14 protein-coding genes, 1 pseudogene and 1 riboswitch are annotated in these 17,728 nt (G+C 70.7%); of the genes and pseudogenes, 8 read left to right on the top strand and 7 right to left on the bottom strand.

The features are described from left to right. The first annotated feature begins 101 nt into the window (after positions 1–101). Positions 102–554 (top strand): ATP-binding protein, encoded by a 453-nt coding sequence (locus HUT18_RS01895; RefSeq protein WP_176097197.1) that lies wholly within the window; start codon positions 102–104, stop codon positions 552–554. A 151-nt stretch (positions 555–705) separates the two neighbouring features. Here the strand turns inward: HUT18_RS01895 and HUT18_RS01890 are convergent, their stop codons facing one another. Both HUT18_RS01890 and HUT18_RS01885 read right to left on the bottom strand, forming a co-directional pair. Beyond that, entirely contained in the window at positions 706–1,173 is a 468-nt protein-coding gene (locus HUT18_RS01890) for a C40 family peptidase (protein ID WP_176097195.1), read from the bottom strand. A gap of 3 nt (positions 1,174–1,176) precedes the next feature. Next, positions 1,177–1,375: riboswitch (cyclic di-AMP (ydaO/yuaA leader) on the bottom strand. Positions 1,376–1,703: 328 nt separating this feature from the next. Then, positions 1,704–2,009, bottom strand: coding sequence for a hypothetical protein (locus HUT18_RS01885; RefSeq protein WP_176104232.1), 306 nt, complete (start codon positions 2,007–2,009; stop codon positions 1,704–1,706). Positions 2,010–2,208: 199 nt separating this feature from the next. Here HUT18_RS01885 and HUT18_RS01880 point away from each other — a divergent pair, with 199 nt between their 5' ends. The 4 genes from HUT18_RS01880 to HUT18_RS01865 all read left to right on the top strand — a co-directional run bounded on the left by HUT18_RS01880 (position 2,209) and on the right by HUT18_RS01865 (position 6,551). Beyond that, positions 2,209–2,490, top strand: coding sequence for a type II toxin-antitoxin system Phd/YefM family antitoxin (locus HUT18_RS01880; RefSeq protein ID WP_176097194.1), 282 nt, complete (start codon positions 2,209–2,211; stop codon positions 2,488–2,490). Positions 2,491–2,939: 449 nt separating this feature from the next. Then, positions 2,940–4,550, top strand: a complete 1,611-nt coding sequence (locus tag HUT18_RS01875) for an alpha/beta hydrolase (protein WP_176097192.1) — start codon at positions 2,940–2,942, stop codon at positions 4,548–4,550. Positions 4,551–4,860: 310 nt separating this feature from the next. Continuing rightward, positions 4,861–5,274 (top strand): roadblock/LC7 domain-containing protein, encoded by a 414-nt coding sequence (locus HUT18_RS01870; RefSeq protein ID WP_176097190.1) that lies wholly within the window; start codon positions 4,861–4,863, stop codon positions 5,272–5,274. A 122-nt stretch (positions 5,275–5,396) separates the two neighbouring features. Further along, the gene (locus HUT18_RS01865; protein WP_254878386.1) at positions 5,397–6,551 is read left to right on the top strand and encodes a DUF6397 family protein; all 1,155 of its coding nucleotides are present in this window, start codon (positions 5,397–5,399) and stop codon (positions 6,549–6,551) included. Here HUT18_RS01865 and HUT18_RS01860 read toward each other — a convergent pair. Continuing rightward, a pseudogene (locus HUT18_RS01860) lies at positions 6,485–7,069 on the bottom strand (acyl-CoA thioesterase); the annotation flags it as partial. The gene HUT18_RS01865 and the pseudogene HUT18_RS01860 sit on opposite strands and share 67 nt — an antisense overlap. A gap of 85 nt (positions 7,070–7,154) precedes the next feature. After that, the gene (locus HUT18_RS01855) at positions 7,155–9,668 is read right to left on the bottom strand and encodes an RNA helicase (RefSeq protein WP_176097188.1); all 2,514 of its coding nucleotides are present in this window, start codon (positions 9,666–9,668) and stop codon (positions 7,155–7,157) included. A 145-nt stretch (positions 9,669–9,813) separates the two neighbouring features. Here HUT18_RS01855 and HUT18_RS01850 point away from each other — a divergent pair, with 145 nt between their 5' ends. Next, a complete protein-coding gene (locus HUT18_RS01850) occupies positions 9,814–10,611 on the top strand; it encodes a metal-dependent hydrolase (protein WP_176097186.1) in 798 nt (265 codons plus the stop codon). An 83-nt stretch (positions 10,612–10,694) separates the two neighbouring features. Here HUT18_RS01850 and HUT18_RS01845 read toward each other — a convergent pair whose 3' ends face one another. Then, positions 10,695–12,482: an ABC transporter ATP-binding protein gene (locus tag HUT18_RS01845; protein WP_176097185.1), complete on the bottom strand. Its 1,788-nt coding sequence runs from the start codon at positions 12,480–12,482 to the stop codon at positions 10,695–10,697. Next, a complete protein-coding gene (locus HUT18_RS01840; RefSeq protein WP_176097183.1) occupies positions 12,479–14,383 on the bottom strand; it encodes an ABC transporter ATP-binding protein in 1,905 nt (634 codons plus the stop codon). Before HUT18_RS01840 ends, HUT18_RS01845 begins: the two co-directional genes overlap by 4 nt. Positions 14,384–14,560: 177 nt before the next feature. Between HUT18_RS01840 and HUT18_RS01835 the strand changes: the two genes are divergently transcribed. Continuing rightward, positions 14,561–15,301 carry a L,D-transpeptidase family protein gene (locus tag HUT18_RS01835; protein ID WP_176097181.1) on the top strand — a complete coding sequence of 247 codons (741 nt, stop codon included), beginning with the start codon at positions 14,561–14,563 and terminating at the stop codon, positions 15,299–15,301. Positions 15,302–15,371: 70 nt separating this feature from the next. Then, positions 15,372–17,051 (top strand): peptide-N4-asparagine amidase, encoded by a 1,680-nt coding sequence (locus HUT18_RS01830; protein ID WP_176097179.1) that lies wholly within the window; start codon positions 15,372–15,374, stop codon positions 17,049–17,051. Between the two features lie 138 nt (positions 17,052–17,189). Here the strand turns inward: HUT18_RS01830 and HUT18_RS01825 are convergent, their stop codons facing one another. After that, positions 17,190–17,666: a MarR family winged helix-turn-helix transcriptional regulator gene (locus HUT18_RS01825; RefSeq protein ID WP_176097177.1), complete on the bottom strand. Its 477-nt coding sequence runs from the start codon at positions 17,664–17,666 to the stop codon at positions 17,190–17,192. Positions 17,667–17,728 lie beyond the last annotated feature (62 nt).

The raw sequence follows: 17,728 nt of genomic DNA, 5'->3' as shown, positions 1-17,728 counted from the left end.
CCGTCGGCCGGTGGCAGGCTTGCGGCCTGCACCAGTGCGGGCGCCCGGGAGACGGGCCATGCGGACCACGCGCCCGGCACGGTGGGAAGGGACGCCGCGCCATGGCAGATCACCAGGAAGCATCCGTCACACTCCCGAGCCGGACTCTCTCGGTACCCGAGGCCCGGAGGTTCGTCACCGAGGTCCTCGACGGCTGGGGACTGCCGCCCGCCGGAGGCGAACTCGCCGAGAACGCCCGGCTCATCGTCTCCGAGCTGGTCACCAACGCCGTACTGCACACCCGTGGTCAATCACCCACCTTCACCGTCGGCCTGCGGCTCGAGCGCGACGAGATCCTGCGGATCGGCGTGACCGACAGCCATCCGGGACTGCCCCGACGACCTGCCCTGGGTGAAGAGTTCACGGCCGACGGCGAGTGTCAGGACAACGGTCGCGGTATGGACATCGTCCGGTGCCTCACCGCCCTGCACGGTGGCGAACTCTCCGTCACCCCGACTCCCGAGGGCGGCAAGACGGTGTGGACGGTGCTGCCGGTGACCGCCGCGGACGCCTGAAGTGGCCCTGCGCGGGCGACGGTTGGAGGTACGTACGTGCCAATCGTCCCGCCGAAGCGGCGAGTTCGGCACGGCGCACCCGGACGGTGGTGGGACCGGGGCGCAGACCGGTCCCACCACCCCCCGTCCGGCGGACGGTTGGCGCGACAGCTCAGTTGACGCGCCCGTACCGGACCAGGTCGGTCCAGATCTTCTCCAGCCGGACCACGGACCCGGTCTTGGGTGAGTGCCAGATCCGGTCGTGACCGGCGTAGATCCCCACGTGGTAGACGCTGCTCCCGAAGAAGACCAGGTCCCCGATGCGCCGCTCGCTGCCGGGCACATGCTCGCTCCGGTTGTACTGCTGCTGTGCGGTGCGCGGGAGTTCCTTGCCCGCCTGCTTGAAGGCGTACTGGGTCAGGCCCGAACAGTCGAACCGGTGCGGGCCCGTGGCGCCGTATCCGTAGGGGGCGCCCTGTTTGGACGCCGCGATTTCGAGCGCCTTCACGCCCGGTGTCAGGGCCCGGGCCTCGGTGGCGGCTCCGGGCAGGGACAGGCTGCCGCCTACGGCGGCGAGGGTGAGGGCCGAGGCGGTGGTGGCCCGGGACAGAGCGAGAGGGACACGATTGAGCGCGTACATGCGCAACCCTTCGTCAGCCGCCTGTGAAGGATGACCTGTCGGGTTCGGGCAGGCGAAGATGCCCGGCCGCGGGTGCGGCTTGACCCCAAGGGCGTCCGGAGCGAGCTCCGGTGGGCCCGTACTGCTCGGGTCCTCCACTCCTGCCGATCCACTCCTGTCGACCGGACATCCGGACGGCGGCAGGACTCGGCGTCCGCCCGGATCGCCCCGCCCCTACGGCGGGGGCTTGTCGTCGCAAGCGATGGTCACGCAGCCGGGCACGAGTTTCCGGGCGGAAACGGCGGGCGGGTCCGCGAGGCCCGGTGGGCCGTCCGGGTGGCCGCCACGATTTCCGCATTGGCCGATCTTGGCGGCGCAGGCCGGTGCACCTGCGAATAAACCGCCCGGACGGCGGTTTCCCGACTCAAACCGCGGATGTCAGTTCGGCCGTTTCCCAGGTGCCGTATTCGCCCGACCAGGGGTAGTCCCACCGGCCCGTTTGAACGGGGATTTCGCGGACGGGACTTCCCCACGGTCGTCTGGGAGGCCGGTCAGCAGTCGGCGGGCGGCAGGGTCACGCGTGCCGCCCGCCGTTCGCCGTCGAGAATCCGCAGGGCGCGGGCGAGGGTGCGGCTGTGCAGTTCGCGCTCCCCTCGCTGGTGCATCAGGGTCAGCGCGTCCCGCAGCGCGGCCGCCTTGGAGGCGAGGGCTTGTGCCGCGCGCAGGGCGGCGTACGTGTTGTCGCCGCGCGCCGGGTTGATCCGCCCCAGCTGGTCGACCGCCTCCAGATAGCGGTCGATCAACTCGCCCTCGGCGCGGGTGAGAGCGGGCAGCGCGGGCTGCTCCGGCGGGAACACATGCCGTTCACCTCGCATGGCGCGACGTCCCGTCGTCGATCGGGGTGCGGGGCGGGCCCCAGGGCCCGGTGAAGTGCGGCGGGACATGACGGTGGGATGGCCCACTCATGGCACACGTCTCCTCTGGATCGGCGGCTGTCCGACGTCTGGCCGTTCCGTAAAAAATGTACAGGACGTACATGACGTTATGATGGGGAGCATGGCCTACGAGATTCCGGTGACGCAAGCCCGCGCAGAGCTCGCCGACCTCATCAACCGCGTGGTGTACGGCGGCGAGCGCGTTGTCGTCACACGGCACGGCAAGCCGCTCGTCGCCCTGGTATCGGCGGAGGACCTGCGGCGTCTGGAGGAGCCGGCCGAGGTCGCGGAGGAGCAGGTGATCAGCTCCGTGGCGCAGGTTCATACGGTGGCGTCCGCTCCGGGCGAACAGCAGCGCTTCGCCATCACCGCCGAACACCGCGGGCGTGGCCCCAAGGCGTGACGAGCAAGGGATCCGCGTCCCGGACGCCCCGGGACGCCGGTGTCCCCGTCACCGAGTAGACCTTTTCTGCGTAGACCTTTTCTTCCTCGGCGCAACGCCGTTGCGGTCGTGCCGAATCGGCGACCTCGCGCCTGCCGATCGCTGAAGTGTGGGCGCGGAGCGAAAACCGGGTCGCCCTCGCGAGCAACCCCTGCCGCTCAAACCTCCTCTTAGCCTGCGCCAGGTGCAGCCCGCGCCGCTCCACCGGGAGTTCACCCAGTGGGCAGGACCCGAGATGGCTGGAACTCTCCCGTTTCGGCGGGGATTCCGTGTGCCCATCTCCGCTCAACGGTGTCGAAGTCACCGGTTATCGGATTGGTAAAGAAGGGTCCGGACGTCTGTCGCCGATCGTTCGTCAACCGACAGGATCACCCGTACTGTCGATCGATTCCGTTTACGGGAGGATCCACTTGAAACGAATAATCGGCACACGCAGATCCCTGCTGGTCGGTTCCGCTACGACTCTGATCGCCGGCACCCTTGCCGCCGGCGCGTTCGCCGCCCCCACGGCCAACGCGGACAGCGGCAAGGGTGCCGATCGTGAGGCACGCGGCGTGGCCCGCGCGGCCGAGCGCGCCGCCGAGGCGGGCATCGACTGGAAGGACTGCCCGGCCGACTGGGAGCTGGCGTCGCCGATCCAGTGCGGTTGGGTCACGGTCCCGCTCGATTACGCCAAGCCCAACGGCAAGCAGATCAAGATCGCCGTCGACCGGGTCAAGAACACCGGCTCGAAGGAGGAGCGCCAGGGTGCCCTCCTCTACAACCCCGGCGGTCCCGGCGGTTCGGGCATGCGCTTCCCGACCCGCGTGACCAAGAAGAACCCGCTGTGGGAGAAGACCGCGAAGGCTTACGACTTCGTCGGATTCGACCCCCGCGGCGTGGGCCACTCGGCGCCGATCTCCTGTGTCGACCCGCAGGAGTTCGTCAAGGCCCCGAAGGCCGACCCGGTGCCCGACAACGAGGCCGACAAGCGCGCCCAGCGCAAGCTCGCCCGCGAGTACGCGGACGGCTGCGCCGAGCGCAGCGGCGAGATGCTGCCGCACATGACCACGCCGAACACCGCACGCGACCTGGACGTCATCCGCGCCGCGCTCGGTGAGGAGAAGCTCAACTTCCTGGGCGTCTCCTACGGCACCTACCTCGGCGCCGTGTACGGCACCCTCTTCCCGGACCACGTCCGTCGCATGGTCGTGGACAGCGTGGTCAACCCGTCGCGCGAGAAGATCTGGTACCAGGCCAACCTGGACCAGGACGTCGCGTTCCAGGGCCGCTGGGAGGACTGGACGAAGTGGGTCGCGCAGAACGACGCGGCCTACCACCTGGGCGACACCCAGGAGAAGGTCCAGGCCCAGTGGGAGAAGCTGCGCGCCGCCGCGAAGAAGGAGCCCATCGGCGGGGTCGTCGGTCCGGCCGAGCTGACCTCCTTCTTCCAGGGCGCTCCGTACTACGACTCGGCCTGGGCCTCCACCGCCCAGGTGTGGAGCAAGTACGTGGCCGGTGACACCGAGGCGCTGGTCGAGGCCGCGGGCCCCGACCTCTCGGACACCAAGGGCAACGCCGCTTCCGAGAACGGCAACGCGGTCTACACGGCCGTCGAGTGCGCCGACGCCAAGTGGCCCACCAGCTGGAAGCGCTGGGACCGCGACAACACCCGGCTGCACAAGGACCATCCGTTCATGACGTGGGCCAACGCGTGGATGAACCTGCCGTGCGCCACGTGGTCCACCAAGCAGCAGACGCCGGTCGACGTGAAGTCGCACAAGGGCCTGCCGCCCGTCCTGATCATCCAGGCCGAGCGGGACGCCGCCACTCCCTACGAGGGCGCCGTCGAACTGCACAAGCGGTTCAAGGGCTCGCGTCTGGTGACGGAGAAGGACGCCGGCTCGCACGGCGTCACCGGTCAGACCAACCCGTGCATCAACAACCGGGTGGACGACTACCTGCTCACCGGCAAGCTCGACGCGCAGGACGTCACCTGTGACCCGCACGCGACCCCGAAGCCGGAGTCGGCGGCCAAGTGAGGCCTGTGCTCGGGTACGTGAACGGTTGGCAGGCCTGACCGATTCCGATACGTGAGCGGTTCGGGCAGTGAGAAGGGGCGGCTGAAGTACCGGCCGCCCCTTTTCGCTGCCGTCGCGGTGGTGGCCCAACCGGCGGCGCGCGGCGGGCGGTTCGCGTGCGCGGGCGGCGCCCGCCGCGCGTCACCGGTCATGTTGTGTGCCATGCGCGCATCCTGGTTGCCCAGGGGCCCCGGGTGGGGAAGGCTTGCGGCAGAGATCCTCCGGCAACCTCCGGCGGATCGCCGGGGGACCGCGAGCGGGGAGACCGACCATGGCACAGAGCAGCGGACTCGGTTGGCTGCTGGACGACTTGACCGAGCGCATCCAGTACATACGGCACGCCCTCGTACTCTCCAACGACGGGCTGGTGACCGGTGCCAGCGAGGGACTGGAGCGCCAGGACGCGGAGCATCTGGCCGCCGTGGCCTCCGGCCTGCACAGTCTCGCCAAGGGCTCGGGCCGCCACTTCGGCATCGGCGGGGTGCGACAGACAGTGATCGAATTCGACGAGGCCGCACTCTTCGTCACCTCGGCGGGCGACGGCAGCTGCCTGTGCGTACTGAGCGACGCCGAAGCCGACATGGGCCAGATCGCCTACGAGATGACCCTGCTCGTCAACCGCGTCGGCGAACACCTCGGCGTGGACGCCCGCCACCGTGAACGGACTCCCAAAATCGACCCTTGACCCGCTCACCAGCAGAGATTCCCTCGCTCCCGAAAGTTATCCACAGGCGCGAGCGGTGATCGTCCGCCGGAGCTACGGTCTTCCCCGAGTGAACGAATCCGTCTCCACGGGGGAGAACCAGCATGACGTCCAACAACATCACCGCGACCCTCCGGCGCCCGGCACCCGCTGCCGAGGACACCGCGCGTCCGGCAACGAAAAGTCGCGGTGAGTCACCGCCCGGTGTGCGCGGTGTGCGGCGAGGCTCCGGCGCCCGCGACCCGGGAGTGGTTCCCGCTGCCCGGGCTGCGCGTGAACTGGGGCTCGCGCCCATGGAGTTCGAGACCGCGATGCGACTTGGGCACATCCGCAGCGAGACAGCATCGGACGGCCGCGGACGTGCGGTCAGCCGGGCCGAGATCGCCAGACTCCGTGCGGTCCCCGATTTCCCCGAGGGGCTCAGAGCACGGGTGGCCCTCGTGGGAGCGGCCGAGGGGGCCGCTCTCCTCGACGTCAGCCCGGGGCGCTTCGCACGACTGGCCCGGCTGGGTCTGTTCAGCCCGGTCCGCTTCCGGCTGAACCGGTACCGCACGGTGGTCTGGCTGTATCTGGCCGAGGAACTACGGGAGTTCGCGGCGCTGGGAGCCAACCGGCCCTTGCTGGCGGGCAGGTTCCCCGAGGCCATGCGCACCCGCGTCGGCAGCGGTATGGACCTGCGCGCCCGGAACTGGCGCGGGCGCCACGCGGGCATGTTGCTCCGTGACGCTCACGGCCCCTGGGAACGCGCGGCGGTGAGCGCCGCCCTGCTCCCGCCCGCCGCACTGTCCGAGGCGGTCCGCGATCCCTACGAGCGCGCCCTGCTGCTGCGCCTACGGCCCCCCAACCCCTGGCGCTACGAACCCGGTTCGGCCGCCGCCGGGGTCGTCACCGGCCTGATGACGGCCGCCGACGAAGACGAGGTGGAGTGGCTGCGCACCAGCCTCCGCCTGAGCCTCGCCGAAGCACGTCAACTGCGCCCGGCACCGCGGCCCGCGCCCGGCAGGGCGAGCCCGCGAGGTGCCGCCGACTCCTCGGTGCCACGGGCCCGACGGCTTCTGCGCGCAGGCCTGTTGCGCAGAATCGCCGTGCCGTGGCGACGTGAGGGCGCGCGAGGGAAGCAGCCGGGACCGGACCGGGCCACGGTGGCTGGTGCCCCACGCGGAGCCGAGTGCGGCTGCGGAACGGCAGGGAGTCAGGACACCGGCCGGAAGAGCCCCTCCTGCACCACCGACACCAGCATGCGTCCCTGCCGGTCGTAGATGCGGCCGCGGGCAAGACCCCTGCCACCCGTGGCGATCGGGGACTCCTGGTCGTAGAGGAACCACTCGTCGGCGCGGAAGGGCCGGTGGAACCACATCGCGTGGTCGAGGGAGGCCATGTCGAAGCCTCGGGTGCCCCAGAGCGGTTCGACGGGGATGCGTACCGCGTCGAGCAGCGTCATGTCACTGGCGTACGTCAACGCGCAGGTGTGCACCAGCGGATCCTCGCCCAGTGGGCCGACGGCCCGCATCCACACGGCACTTCGGGGCTGAGCACCTTCGACTTCCGCACGATCCCAACGCAGTCGGTCGACATATCTGATGTCGAAGGGCTGCCGACGGGCGAGGCGTTCCCATTCTTCGGGCAGCGTGCCCAGGCGCGCCCTGATCTCGTCGACGACAGAGGGCAGGGACTCGGGCTCGGGCACCTGCCGTGCGGGCGGCAACTGGTGCTCGATGCCGCCCTGTTCGGCCTTGTGAAAGGAGGCGGTGAGATTGAAGATCGTGCGGCCCCGCTTGTCCGGTTCCGGCTCGAACGGCCGGTCCGCCCCGCCCGGCCGGTGTCGCGGCGCGGGGACGAGGTCCGGCCCCACGCCGCGGCGCTCACAACTGGCCCACGTCGGTGACCCGGACCACGGCCCTGCCCTCGGCGTCCGAGGCGGTCAGGTCGACCTCCGCACTGATGCCCCAGTCGTGGTCGCCGTTGGGGTCGGCGAAGGTCTGGCGCACCCGCCACAGCGCGTCGGCCGGAACCTCCTCGATCCGCAGCAGCCGAGGGCCGCGCGCGTCGGGGCCGGTGCCCAGCTCGTCGTACTCGTCCCAGTAGGCGTCCAGCGCCTCGCCCCACGCGTCCGCGTCCCAGCCGGACTCGGCGTCCATCTCGCCCAGTTCCTCCGCGTTGTCCAGGGCGGCCAGCTCGACGCGCCGGAACATCGCGTTGCGGACGAGGACCCGGAAGGCACGGGCATTGGCCGTGACGGGCTTGACCTGGTCGGCCTTCTCCTGGGCCTCCTCGGCGGTCATCTCCTCCGGGTTGGCCAGCTGCTCCCACTCGTCGAGCAGGCTGGAGTCCACCTGGCGGACCATCTCGCCGAGCCAGGCGATCAGATCCTGCAGATCCTCCGACTTGAGGTCGTCCGGAACGGTGTGCTCGAGCGTCTTGTACGCACTGGCCAGGTAGCGCAGCACGATGCCCTCGGTCCGGGCGAGCTCGTAGAAGGAGACGAACTCGGTGAAGGACAGGGCCCGTTCGTACATGTCCCGGATGACCGACTTCGGGGACAGCGGGTGGTCGCCGACCCAGGGGTGGCTCTTGCGGTAGGTGTCGTAGGCGTGGAAGAGCAGCTCATCGAGCGGCTTCGGGTAGCTGATGTCCTGCAGCCGCTCCATTCGCTCCTCGTACTCGACGCCGTCCGCCTTCATCGCCGCCACCGCTTCCCCACGGGCCTTGTTCTGCTGCGCCGCGAGGATCTGCCGGGGGTCGTCGAGCGTGGACTCGACCACCGAGACCATGTCCAGCGCGTACGAGGGCGACTCGGGGTCGAGCAGGTCGAATGCGGCGAGCGCGAACGTGGACAGTGGCTGGTTCAGCGCGAAGTCCTGCTGCAGATCCACCGTCAGGCGCACGATGCGCCCCTCCGCGTCCGGCTCGTCGAGCTTCTCCACGATTCCGCCGTCGAGGAGGGAGCGGTAGATGGCGATCGCCCGGCGGATGTGGCGCAGCTGCTGCTTGCGCGGCTCGTGGTTGTCCTCCAGGAGGTGCCGCATCGCCTCGAAGGCGTTGCCCGGCCGGGCGATGACGGACAGCAGCATGGTGTGGGTGACCCGGAAGCGGGAGGTGAGCGGCTCCGGATCGGAGGTGATCAGCTTGTCGAAGGTGTTCTCGGTCCAGCCGACGAAGCCCTCCGGCGCCTTCTTGCGTACGACCTTGCGGCGCTTCTTGGCGTCCTCGCCCGCCTTCGCGAGCGCCTTCTCGTTCTCGATGACGTGCTCGGGAGCCTGCGCGACCACGAAGCCCGCCGTGTCGAAGCCCGCGCGCCCGGCCCGCCCGGCGATCTGGTGGAACTCCCGCGCCCGCAGCACCCGCACCCGGCTGCCGTCGTACTTGGTCAGGGCCGTGAACAGGACGGTACGGATGGGGACGTTGACGCCGACACCGAGCGTGTCGGTACCGCAGATGACCTTCAGCAGCCCCGCCTGCGCCAGCTTCTCGACCAGGCGGCGGTACTTGGGCAGCATTCCGGCGTGGTGCACCCCGATCCCGTGGCGCACGTAACGGGAGAGATTGCGGCCGAACTTGGTGGTGAACCGGAAATTGCCGATCAGCTCGGCGATGCGGTCCTTCTCCTCCCGCGTACACATGTTGATGCTCATCAGCGCCTGTGCCCGCTCCACGGCCTGGGCCTGGGTGAAGTGGACGATGTAGACGGGCGCCTGCTTGGTGTCGAGCAGTTCGGTGAGCGTCTCGGTCAGCGGGGTCAGGCGGTACTCGTACGAGAGCGGGACCGGGCGCGTGGCCGAGCGGACGACGGCCGTGGGACGGCCGGTGCGCCGGGTGAGGTCCTGCTCGAACATCGCGACGTCGCCGAGGGTGGCGGACATCAGCACGAACTGGGCCTGCGGCAGCTCCAGGATCGGGATCTGCCAGGCCCAGCCCCGGTCGCCCTCCGCGTAGAAGTGGAACTCGTCCATCACGACCTGCCCGACATCGGCCCGGTCGCCGTCGCGCAGCGCGATGGACGCCAGCACCTCGGCGGTGCAGCAGATCACCGGGGCGTCGGCGTTGACCGAGGCGTCGCCGGTGAGCATGCCCACGTTCTCGGTGCCGAAGATCTTGCACAGCTCGAAGAACTTCTCCGAGACCAGCGCCTTGATGGGGGCGGTGTAGAAGGTGACCTCGTCACGCGCCAGAGCGGCGAAGTGGGCCCCCGCGGCGATCATGCTCTTGCCCGAACCGGTCGGCGTGGACACGATCACATTCGCACCCGAGACGACCTCGATCAGCGCCTCCTCCTGGTGGGGATAGAGGGTCAGACCCCGCTCACCCGCCCACGACTCGAAGGCTTCGTACAGGGCGTCGGGATCGGCGGTCTGGGGGAGCTGATCGATGAGGGTCACCCCACCATCTTGCCTGTACTCCGCCACGATCACGGAACCGGACGGACGTACGAAGATCCCGAACGCTACGCTGAGCCGCCGACGCGGCGTCAGCGCTCGGGCCCAAGTGGACCCCTGCGTACGAGGATTGGGGCGGGAAACAACCATGATGGGACCGGCACATTCGCTTTCGGGAGCGGCGGCCTGGCTGGGGCTCGGTGCCGGCGTCGCTGCCGCCGGGCACACGATGCCCTGGCCGGTCCTCCTGGTGGGAGCGCTGATCTGCGCCGGTGCGGCGCTGGCTCCGGACCTGGACCACAAGGCCGCGACGATCTCCACGGCCTTCGGCCCGTTGTCCAAAGCGCTGTGCGGAATCGTCGACGCGCTCTCGGCCGCCGTCTACCGCGCGACCCGGGGCCCGGGCGATCCGCGGCGCTCGGGAGGCCACCGCACCCTGACCCACACCTGGCTGTGGGCCGTGTTCCTGGGGGCGGGATTCTCGGTGCTCGCCATCACGGGCGGGCGCTGGGCGGTGCTCGGCATCCTCTTCGTCCACCTGGTGCTCGCCATCGAGGGCCTTCTGTGGCGCGCGGCCCGCGGTACGAGCAGCGACGTCCTGGTCTGGCTGCTCGCGGCGGCCGGGTCCTGGATCCTCGCCGACATCCTGGACCGGCCGGGCAACGGGGCGGACTGGCTGTTCACCTCGCCCGGGCAGGAGTACCTGTGGCTGGGCCTGCCGATCGTGCTCGGTGCGCTCGTGCACGACCTGGGCGACGCCCTGACCGTCTCGGGCTGCCCGGTGCTCTGGCCGATCCCGGTGGGCCGCAAGCGCTGGTACCCGGTCGGTCCGCCGCGGATGATGCGGTTCCGGGCGGGCAGTTGGGTGGAACTGAAGGTCCTCATGCCCGCGTTCATGGTCGTGGGTGCGGTCGGCGCGGTGGGGGCCGTGGGGCTGCCCGGCTGACTTGGCCCGGTGCCGGGGCCGCCGAGCGCTCTCGGCGGCCCGGGCCCGGATCCGGTATCGGGCGGGCCCGGGGCGCCGGGGAATCAGCCGTGCCAGGAGCGCCACAGCGCGGCATAGGCGCCGTCGGCCGCGACGAGCTCGTCATGGCTGCCGTACTCGGTGATCCGGCCCTGTTCGACGACCGCGATGACGTCCGCGTCGTGCGCCGTGTGCAACCGGTGCGCGATGGCCACCACGGTGCGTCCTTCGAGGACACGCGCCAGGGAACGCTCCAGATGCCGGGCCGCCCGCGGATCGAGCAGCGAGGTCGCCTCGTCGAGCACCAGGGTGTGCGGATCGGCGAGTACCAGACGGGCGAGGGCCACCTGCTGGGCCTGGGCCGGAGTCAGGGCGAGCCCGTCCGAGCCGACCTGTGTGTCCAGGCCCTCTTCGGCGGCCCGTGCCCAGTCCTCGGCGTCCACCGACTCCAGGGCGCGCCACAGGTCCGCGTCGTCGGCGCCGGGCTGGGCCAGCCGCAGATTGTCCCGGAGCGTGCCCGTGAACACATGGTGCTCCTGGTTGACCAGGGCCACATGGGAGCGCACCTCTTCCGCGGGCATCCGCGACAGTTCCGCGCCGCCGAGGGCGACACTGCCCGCGCGTGGCGCGTAGATGCCCGCCAACAGCCTGCCGAGGGTGGACTTCCCGGCGCCGGAGGGCCCGACCAGCGCGAGCCGTGTCCCGGGCTCCAGGCGCAGGGTGATCTCACGCAGGACATCGACCCCGGGCCGGTAGCCGAAGTGGACTCGCTCCGCGTGCATGCCACGGCCCTCGGGCCGCAGCGTCGCGTCCCCCCGTGCCGGTTCGATGTCGCGCACGCCCACCAGCCGCGCCAACGACACCTGTGCGACCTGGAGTTCGTCGTACCAGCGCAGAATGAGGCCCAAGGGCTCCACGAGCATCTGCGCGATGAGTGCCGCGGTCGTCAGCTGGCCGACACCGATCCACCCCTCCAGGACGAAGACTCCGCCGATCAGGAGGACCGAGGCCAGCACCGTCGCGTGCGTGAGGTTGATGATGGGGAAGAGCACGCTCCGCAGCCAGAGGGTGTAGCGCTCCCATGCGGACCATTCGGTGATCCGGCGGTCCGAGAGCGCCACCCGCTCCTTGCCGAGGCGGTGGGCCTCGACCGTGCGGCCGGACTGGACGGTCTCGGCGAGTACCGCGGCCACGGCCGCGTATCCGGCCGCCTCGGAACGGTAGGCGGACGGCGACCGGCGGAAGTACCAGCGGCAGCCGACGACGAGCAGCGGAACGGCGAGGAGGAGTACGGGGGCCAGTGGGGGAGCGGTGATGCCGAGGCCGATGACCAGCAGCCCCGCCCAGACCACGGCGATGGTGAGCTGCGGCACGGCCTCGCGCATGGCCTCGCCGAGCCGGTCGATGTCGGTGGTGATGCGCGACAGCAGATCGCCGGTCCCGGCTCGTTCCAGTACGCCCGGAGGCAGGGCGACCGAACGGACCAGGAAGTCCTCCCGGAGGTCCGCGAGCATCAGCTCGCCGAGCACGGCACCCCGCAGCCGTACCTCCCGTACGAACCAGGTCTGTACGGCCAGCGCCAGCGCGAAGACCGCGAGGGTGCGGCCGAGGTGCAGCTCGGCCGAGGCGCCTTCCTCGGTGAGTTTCTGCACCAACTCGCCCAGCAGATACGGTCCGACGAGCGAGGCGAGGACGGCGGCGCCGTTCGCGGCGACCAGGGCCGTGAAGGCGCGACGGTGCCGCCGCAGCAGATCCCGCACATAGGCGCGCACGGTCGCCGGCCCGCCCACCGGCAGGGTGTCCGCCGTCAGCGGACTGTCCGGGTCGTGCGTCGGCGGAGCCACGCCGATCATGCGGGTTCCTCCAGTTCCTTGCGTTCCTTCAGTTCCTTGAGGCCTGTGAGTTCGCCGGGTTCCCCGAGGTCCCGGAGTTCTTGCGGTGCTCGGATTTCCTCGTGTCCGGAAGCGGCGCCGGTGCGCCTGGGGGTCGGCAGGGCGCCGTCGGCGGGTGCGGTGTCGTCCTGCTCGCGGGTGACGACGGCGCGGTACCGCGCCTCGCCGCGCAGCAGTTCGTGGTGCGTGCCGGTCGCGGCCACCTTCCCCTCGTGGACCAGGACGACCTGGTCGGCACGGTCCAGCAACAGCGGTGAGGAGGTGAACACCACGGTCGTACGCCCCTTCCGCAACTCCCGTACGCCCGCCGCGATCCGCGCCTCGGTGTGGGAGTCGACGGCGGAGGTCGGCTCGTCGAGCACCAGCACCTCGGGGTCGGTGAGCAGCGAGCGCGCCAGCGCGAGTCGCTGGCGCTGTCCGCCGGACAGTGATCGGCCCCGCTCCGTCAGGTGCGCCTCCATCGGATCGCCGCCGTCCGCCGACTGCTGCGCCAGCGCGTCCAGCACGTCCGCGCAGTGCGCCGCGTCGAGCGCCGCCCGGACGGGCACGTTGCCCGAGGCCGGTACGTCGAGCAGGGCGCGCAGGGTGCCCGACATCAGGACCGGGTCCTTGTCCTGGACGAGCACGGCCGTACGCGCGGCTTCCAGCGGCAGGTTGTCCAGCGGTACGGATCCGAGCAGCACACCAGGGCCGTCGGTGTCCTCGTCCGGAGCGTGGCCGCCCAGCCGGTCCGCGAGACGGCCCGCGGTGTCCGGGTCGCCGCAGACGACGGCCGTGAGCCGACCGGCCGCCGCGAGCAGACCGGTGCGGGGGTCGTACAGGTCGCCGCTCGGCAGCTGTTCCGGCCACGGGCCGCCGGGTTCGGTGTCCCGTTCCAGCGAGAGGACGCGGGCCGCGCGCTTGGCCGAGGGGCGCGAGAAGGAGTACGCCATGGCGATCTCCTCGAAGTGGCGCAACGGGAAGTTGAGCATCGTCACGGTGCTGTACACGGTGACGAGTTCGCCGACCGACATCCGGCCCTCCCGCGTGAGGGTCACTCCCTGCCAGACGACCGCGATCAACAGCAGCCCGGGAAGGAGGACTTGGACGCCGGAGATCAGCGCCCACATCCGGGCACTATGCACGGCCGCGTGGCGCACCTCCTGCGATGCCTCGCGGTATCGGTCGAGGAACAGCTCCTCGCCGCCGATGCCGCGCAGCACCCGGAGCCCGGCGACCGTGTCCGAGGCCAGCTCCGTCGCGTGCCCGGCCTTCTCGCGCTGGACGTCGGCGCGTTCGGTGGCCTTGGGCAGCAGCGGCAGTGCGGCCAGGGCGAGCAATGGCATGCCGAGGGCAATCATCCAGCCGAGGGAGGGCGCGTACAGGACCAGTCCGGCGCAGGCCACCACGACCGTGACCGCCGCGGCGGTGAACCGCGACAGGGCCTCGACGAACCAGCCGATCTTCTCGACGTCGCCGGTGGAGACGGCGACCACTTCGCCCGCGGCGACCCGCCGGGTCAGCGCCGAGCCGAGTACCGCCGTCTTCCGGGCGAGCAGTTGCTGTACCCGGGCGGCGGCGGTGATCCAGTTGGTGACGGCGGTGCGGTGCAGCATGGTGTCGCCCACGGCGATGGCCGCCGCGGACAGCGCGAGCAGGCCGCCCGCGAGCGCCAGTCGGCCGCCCGAGCGGTCGACGACCGCCTGCACCGCGTACCCCACGCCGTACGGCAGGGCGGCGACGGCCAGAAAGTGCATCAGCCCCCAGCCGAGCGAGCGGAGCTGGCCGCCCGACTGCTGCCGCCCGAGCCACCACAGGAGTCGCGGACCGGAGCGCGCGTCGGGCACACCCGGGTCGGCGTACGGAAGGTCCTGGATCTTCATGAGGCCCCATGGCTCTCGGGAATCGGGCGCCGCGAAACGGGCGGGAACCGTGAAAGGTTCGCCGGGCGTGGTCATCAGGGGCAAACGGTTTTCCCCGCGGCGGCAGGTATTCGGCCCGCCACCGTGCGCGCGAACGGCCCGTCCGGGTGACCACCGCGGGGTGCGACGATGGAACGCATGCGAACGGCGAGTGCGGTACGGACCTTGGGGCTGGCGGGTGCCTGCGTGCTCCTCGCGGCGGCCGGCAGTGGCTGCGGGAAATCCCAGGACAAGGGGGCGGGTGGCGGAGAGGCGAGGCCCACCGCGAGCCGGAAGGCCGACGGGCCGGGATCCGTCTCCCGCGACCTGCCGGGTGTGGGCGAGCGCCTGCGCAGCCGTATTCCGGCGGGGAGCCGACAGGTGGTCGCCGTGTACGGCAAGGGCCACAACTCCCCTGACGCGACGGTGGTGTTGTTCACCAAGCAGGGCGAGGGCTGGCGACGCGCGGCGAGCTGGCCCGCGCACAACGGCAAGAAGGGCTGGACGGAACACCATCGCGAGGGTGACCGGCGCAGTCCGGTGGGCGTCTTCACGCTCACCGACGCCGGCGGTGTGCTGCCCGACCCCGGTGCCAGGCTGCCGTACACCTCGTCCGCCTCGTTCCAGGCGCCGCACTACTGGGCCAAGACGCATTGGCACGATTTCGACTACGTCATCGCGATCGACTACAACCGCGTCAAGGGCACCGCACCCAACGACCCGGTCCGGCCCGAGGGCCGGTCGAAGGGCGGCAGCATCTGGCTGCACATGGACCACGGCAGCGGCACCTCCGCCTGCGTCAGCCTGTCCAAGTCCGCTATGCGCCATCTGCTGCGGACCCTCGACCCGGCGCAGCGGCCCGTCGTGGTGATGGGGGACAGGGCGGCACTGGCGCACTGAGGGCGTGGATCCGGCCCGATCGGTGATGGGCCCATTGCGCACGGATCATGACGCCCCGTAGAAATCCCGCATGAGAAGACGATTCGTCATGCCCATGCTCGTGGCGGTGCTGCTGTCGGCGGGTCTCCTGCCGTCCGGCGCGGGACCGGCCACCGCAGCCGAGCGGTCCACCGCACCCGCCCCGGCGGCCGAACCTCCCCCCGAGTTCGGCACCGACTGGCACGACCCGGTCACCGCGGCACCGCCCGTGACGAAGCCGCAGGGCAAGGCGTGCGAAGTCACCGTCGCCGAGACGGAGTTCCGGGACTTCACTCCCTACCGTGGGCGGTACACGCCGCCCGAGGGGTGCGGCGACCGCTGGGGCAAGGTGGTGCTGCGGCTCGAAGGCTCGGTCAAGGGGCGACAGTTCGACCGGCTCGGGTACCTGCACATCGGCGGTGTGGAGGTGCTGCGGACGTCCACCCCCCAGCCCTCGCCGGACGGCATCACCTGGTCCGTGGAGAAGGACGTCACCCGCTACCGCGACGTACTGCGCAGGGGCCAGGACGTCGAGATGCTGATCGGCAACGTCGTGGACGAGACGTACACCGGTGTGATCAAGGTCCGCGCGAAGCTGACCTTCTACGCCACCGGTCGGGACGCCACGTCTCAGGGCGCCACGTCTCCGGGCGCCACGTCCCCGGGCAGAGGGTCCGGCGAGGTGCCCGACCGCGTACTGCCCCTGCGCGACGGCAAATTGACGACCCCGCGCAACAGCGAGCGGATTCTCGCCGAGGTGTACGCGACCGGTTCGGGCGGCGGCTGCGAGGAGTACTGGTACCTGACCGTGCCCGACGCCGCCCCGTACTCGTGCAAGGCAGATGGCGGACCCTACCGGGAAGTGCAGATCACGGTGGACGGCCGGCTCGCGGGCATCGCGTCACCCTTCCCGACCGTCTGGACCGGCGGCTGGTCCAACCCCTTCCTCTGGTACGTGATCCCGGGCCCGCGCGCCTTCGACATCCAGCCGATCGTCTACGACCTCACGCCGTTCGCCGGTCTCCTGAACGACGGCCGCCCGCACGACGTGGACGTACGTGTCGTCGGGGTGCCCGAGGGGCAGACCGGCTGGAGCCTGCCCACGAACGTGCTGCTGTGGCAGGACGAGAAGAGCGAGCAGGTCACCGGCGCACTCACCACGCACCGGGAGAGCAGCCCCACCAACTCCTCCGAGCACACACCCGGTTCGACCCATCGACTGGACACCGAAGGCGCGCACGCCCTCGAGGTCGCCGGCTATGTGGACACCTCGCACGGCCGGGTGCGCACCACCGTGGACCGTGCCGTGGACAACAGTTCCGTACACCGGTGGACCGAGTCGGAGTCCTACGACGGGCTGCGTGCGGTGTGGCACGACGAGGAGACGGTCACCACGTCGGGACGTGGCGCCGAGCGGGAGAAGCATCTGCGGCGGACGTACACGATGGACGGGACGACGACCCTCGGCGAGGGCGACCGCCTGCGCACCGTGCTCGCTCTGGGCGACCGGCACAGCGCGGAGGAAACCCTGGGCGGGCGCCGTGTCTCCTGGTCCGCACTCGACGACGGGTACGAGGGCGACGCCACGTACACGGTGAACGTGCCGCGCGACCAGCGCCATGCGGTGGGAACGACGAGCGAGCGGTTGAGGCTCCTGGGCTCGGACGGGTGTGACGACCGGCATCTGGTGACGGTGCAGGGCATGGTGACGCGGGACGACAAGCGCTGCTGAGCCGCTGAACTCGGCCTCGTCCCGGGTCGGTTGGACGACGGCGCGGGACGAGGTCGGGTCGGGGTGGACGGCGGGTGATCTCTGCGGGGTGTGGTGTGCCGGGCCGATGGGATGGCGGGCCGATGCGGTGGCGCGCCGTCAGCAGGGGCGTTCGTGGTCGTGCCGGTGCGGAATCTCGCTGTGGAACAGGGCGGTCAGCAGGTCGCCGAGGGTCTCGCGCTGCCGGGTGTCCAGCGGGGCGAGGATGTCGGCGGCCGCCGCACGCCGTGCCTTGCGCAGGGCACGCAGCGCGGCCCGGCCCTCGTCGGTGAGCTCGATACGTACCACGCGCCGGTTGGTCGGATCCGGCGCGCGGCGCACCATGTGGCGCTCCTCCAGGCCGTCCACCAGGGTCGTGATCGCCCGCGGAACCACCTCCAGCCGTTCGGCGAGATCGGCCATGCGCGGTGGCTCGTCGTAGTGGGCGAGCGTCCTGAGCAGGCGGGACTGCGCCGGGGTGATCCCTGTGCCCGACTCCTGGAGATGGCGTTTCTGGACGCGCTGCATGCGGCGGGTGAGCCTGAGCAACTGCTCGGCGAGCAGTCCGTCGTCCGTGGGAGAAGAGCCGGAGGTCATGGCCGGAGGATATCAGGACGCAGTTCATTGTGAGCTTAGGTAACAATGAGCTAGGCTCTTCG

Source organism: Streptomyces sp. NA04227 (genome assembly GCF_013364195.1).
Classification (GTDB): domain Bacteria; phylum Actinomycetota; class Actinomycetes; order Streptomycetales; family Streptomycetaceae; genus Streptomyces.
This window is presented reverse-complemented; position numbering and strand designations above follow the sequence as displayed.

Coding starts and splice junctions, on each gene's coding strand:
- HUT18_RS01895 (WP_176097197.1), top strand. CDS start 102: ATGGCAGATCACCAGGAAGCATCCGTCACACTCCCGAGCCGGACTCTC.
- HUT18_RS01890 (WP_176097195.1), bottom strand. CDS start 1,173: ATGTACGCGCTCAATCGTGTCCCTCTCGCTCTGTCCCGGGCCACCACC.
- HUT18_RS01880 (WP_176097194.1), top strand. CDS start 2,209: ATGGCCTACGAGATTCCGGTGACGCAAGCCCGCGCAGAGCTCGCCGAC.
- HUT18_RS01870 (WP_176097190.1), top strand. CDS start 4,861: ATGGCACAGAGCAGCGGACTCGGTTGGCTGCTGGACGACTTGACCGAG.
- HUT18_RS01865 (WP_254878386.1), top strand. CDS start 5,397: ATGACGTCCAACAACATCACCGCGACCCTCCGGCGCCCGGCACCCGCT.
- HUT18_RS01850 (WP_176097186.1), top strand. CDS start 9,814: ATGATGGGACCGGCACATTCGCTTTCGGGAGCGGCGGCCTGGCTGGGG.
- HUT18_RS01845 (WP_176097185.1), bottom strand. CDS start 12,482: ATGATCGGCGTGGCTCCGCCGACGCACGACCCGGACAGTCCGCTGACG.
- HUT18_RS01840 (WP_176097183.1), bottom strand. CDS start 14,383: ATGAAGATCCAGGACCTTCCGTACGCCGACCCGGGTGTGCCCGACGCG.
- HUT18_RS01835 (WP_176097181.1), top strand. CDS start 14,561: ATGCGAACGGCGAGTGCGGTACGGACCTTGGGGCTGGCGGGTGCCTGC.
- HUT18_RS01830 (WP_176097179.1), top strand. CDS start 15,372: ATGAGAAGACGATTCGTCATGCCCATGCTCGTGGCGGTGCTGCTGTCG.
- HUT18_RS01825 (WP_176097177.1), bottom strand. CDS start 17,666: ATGACCTCCGGCTCTTCTCCCACGGACGACGGACTGCTCGCCGAGCAG.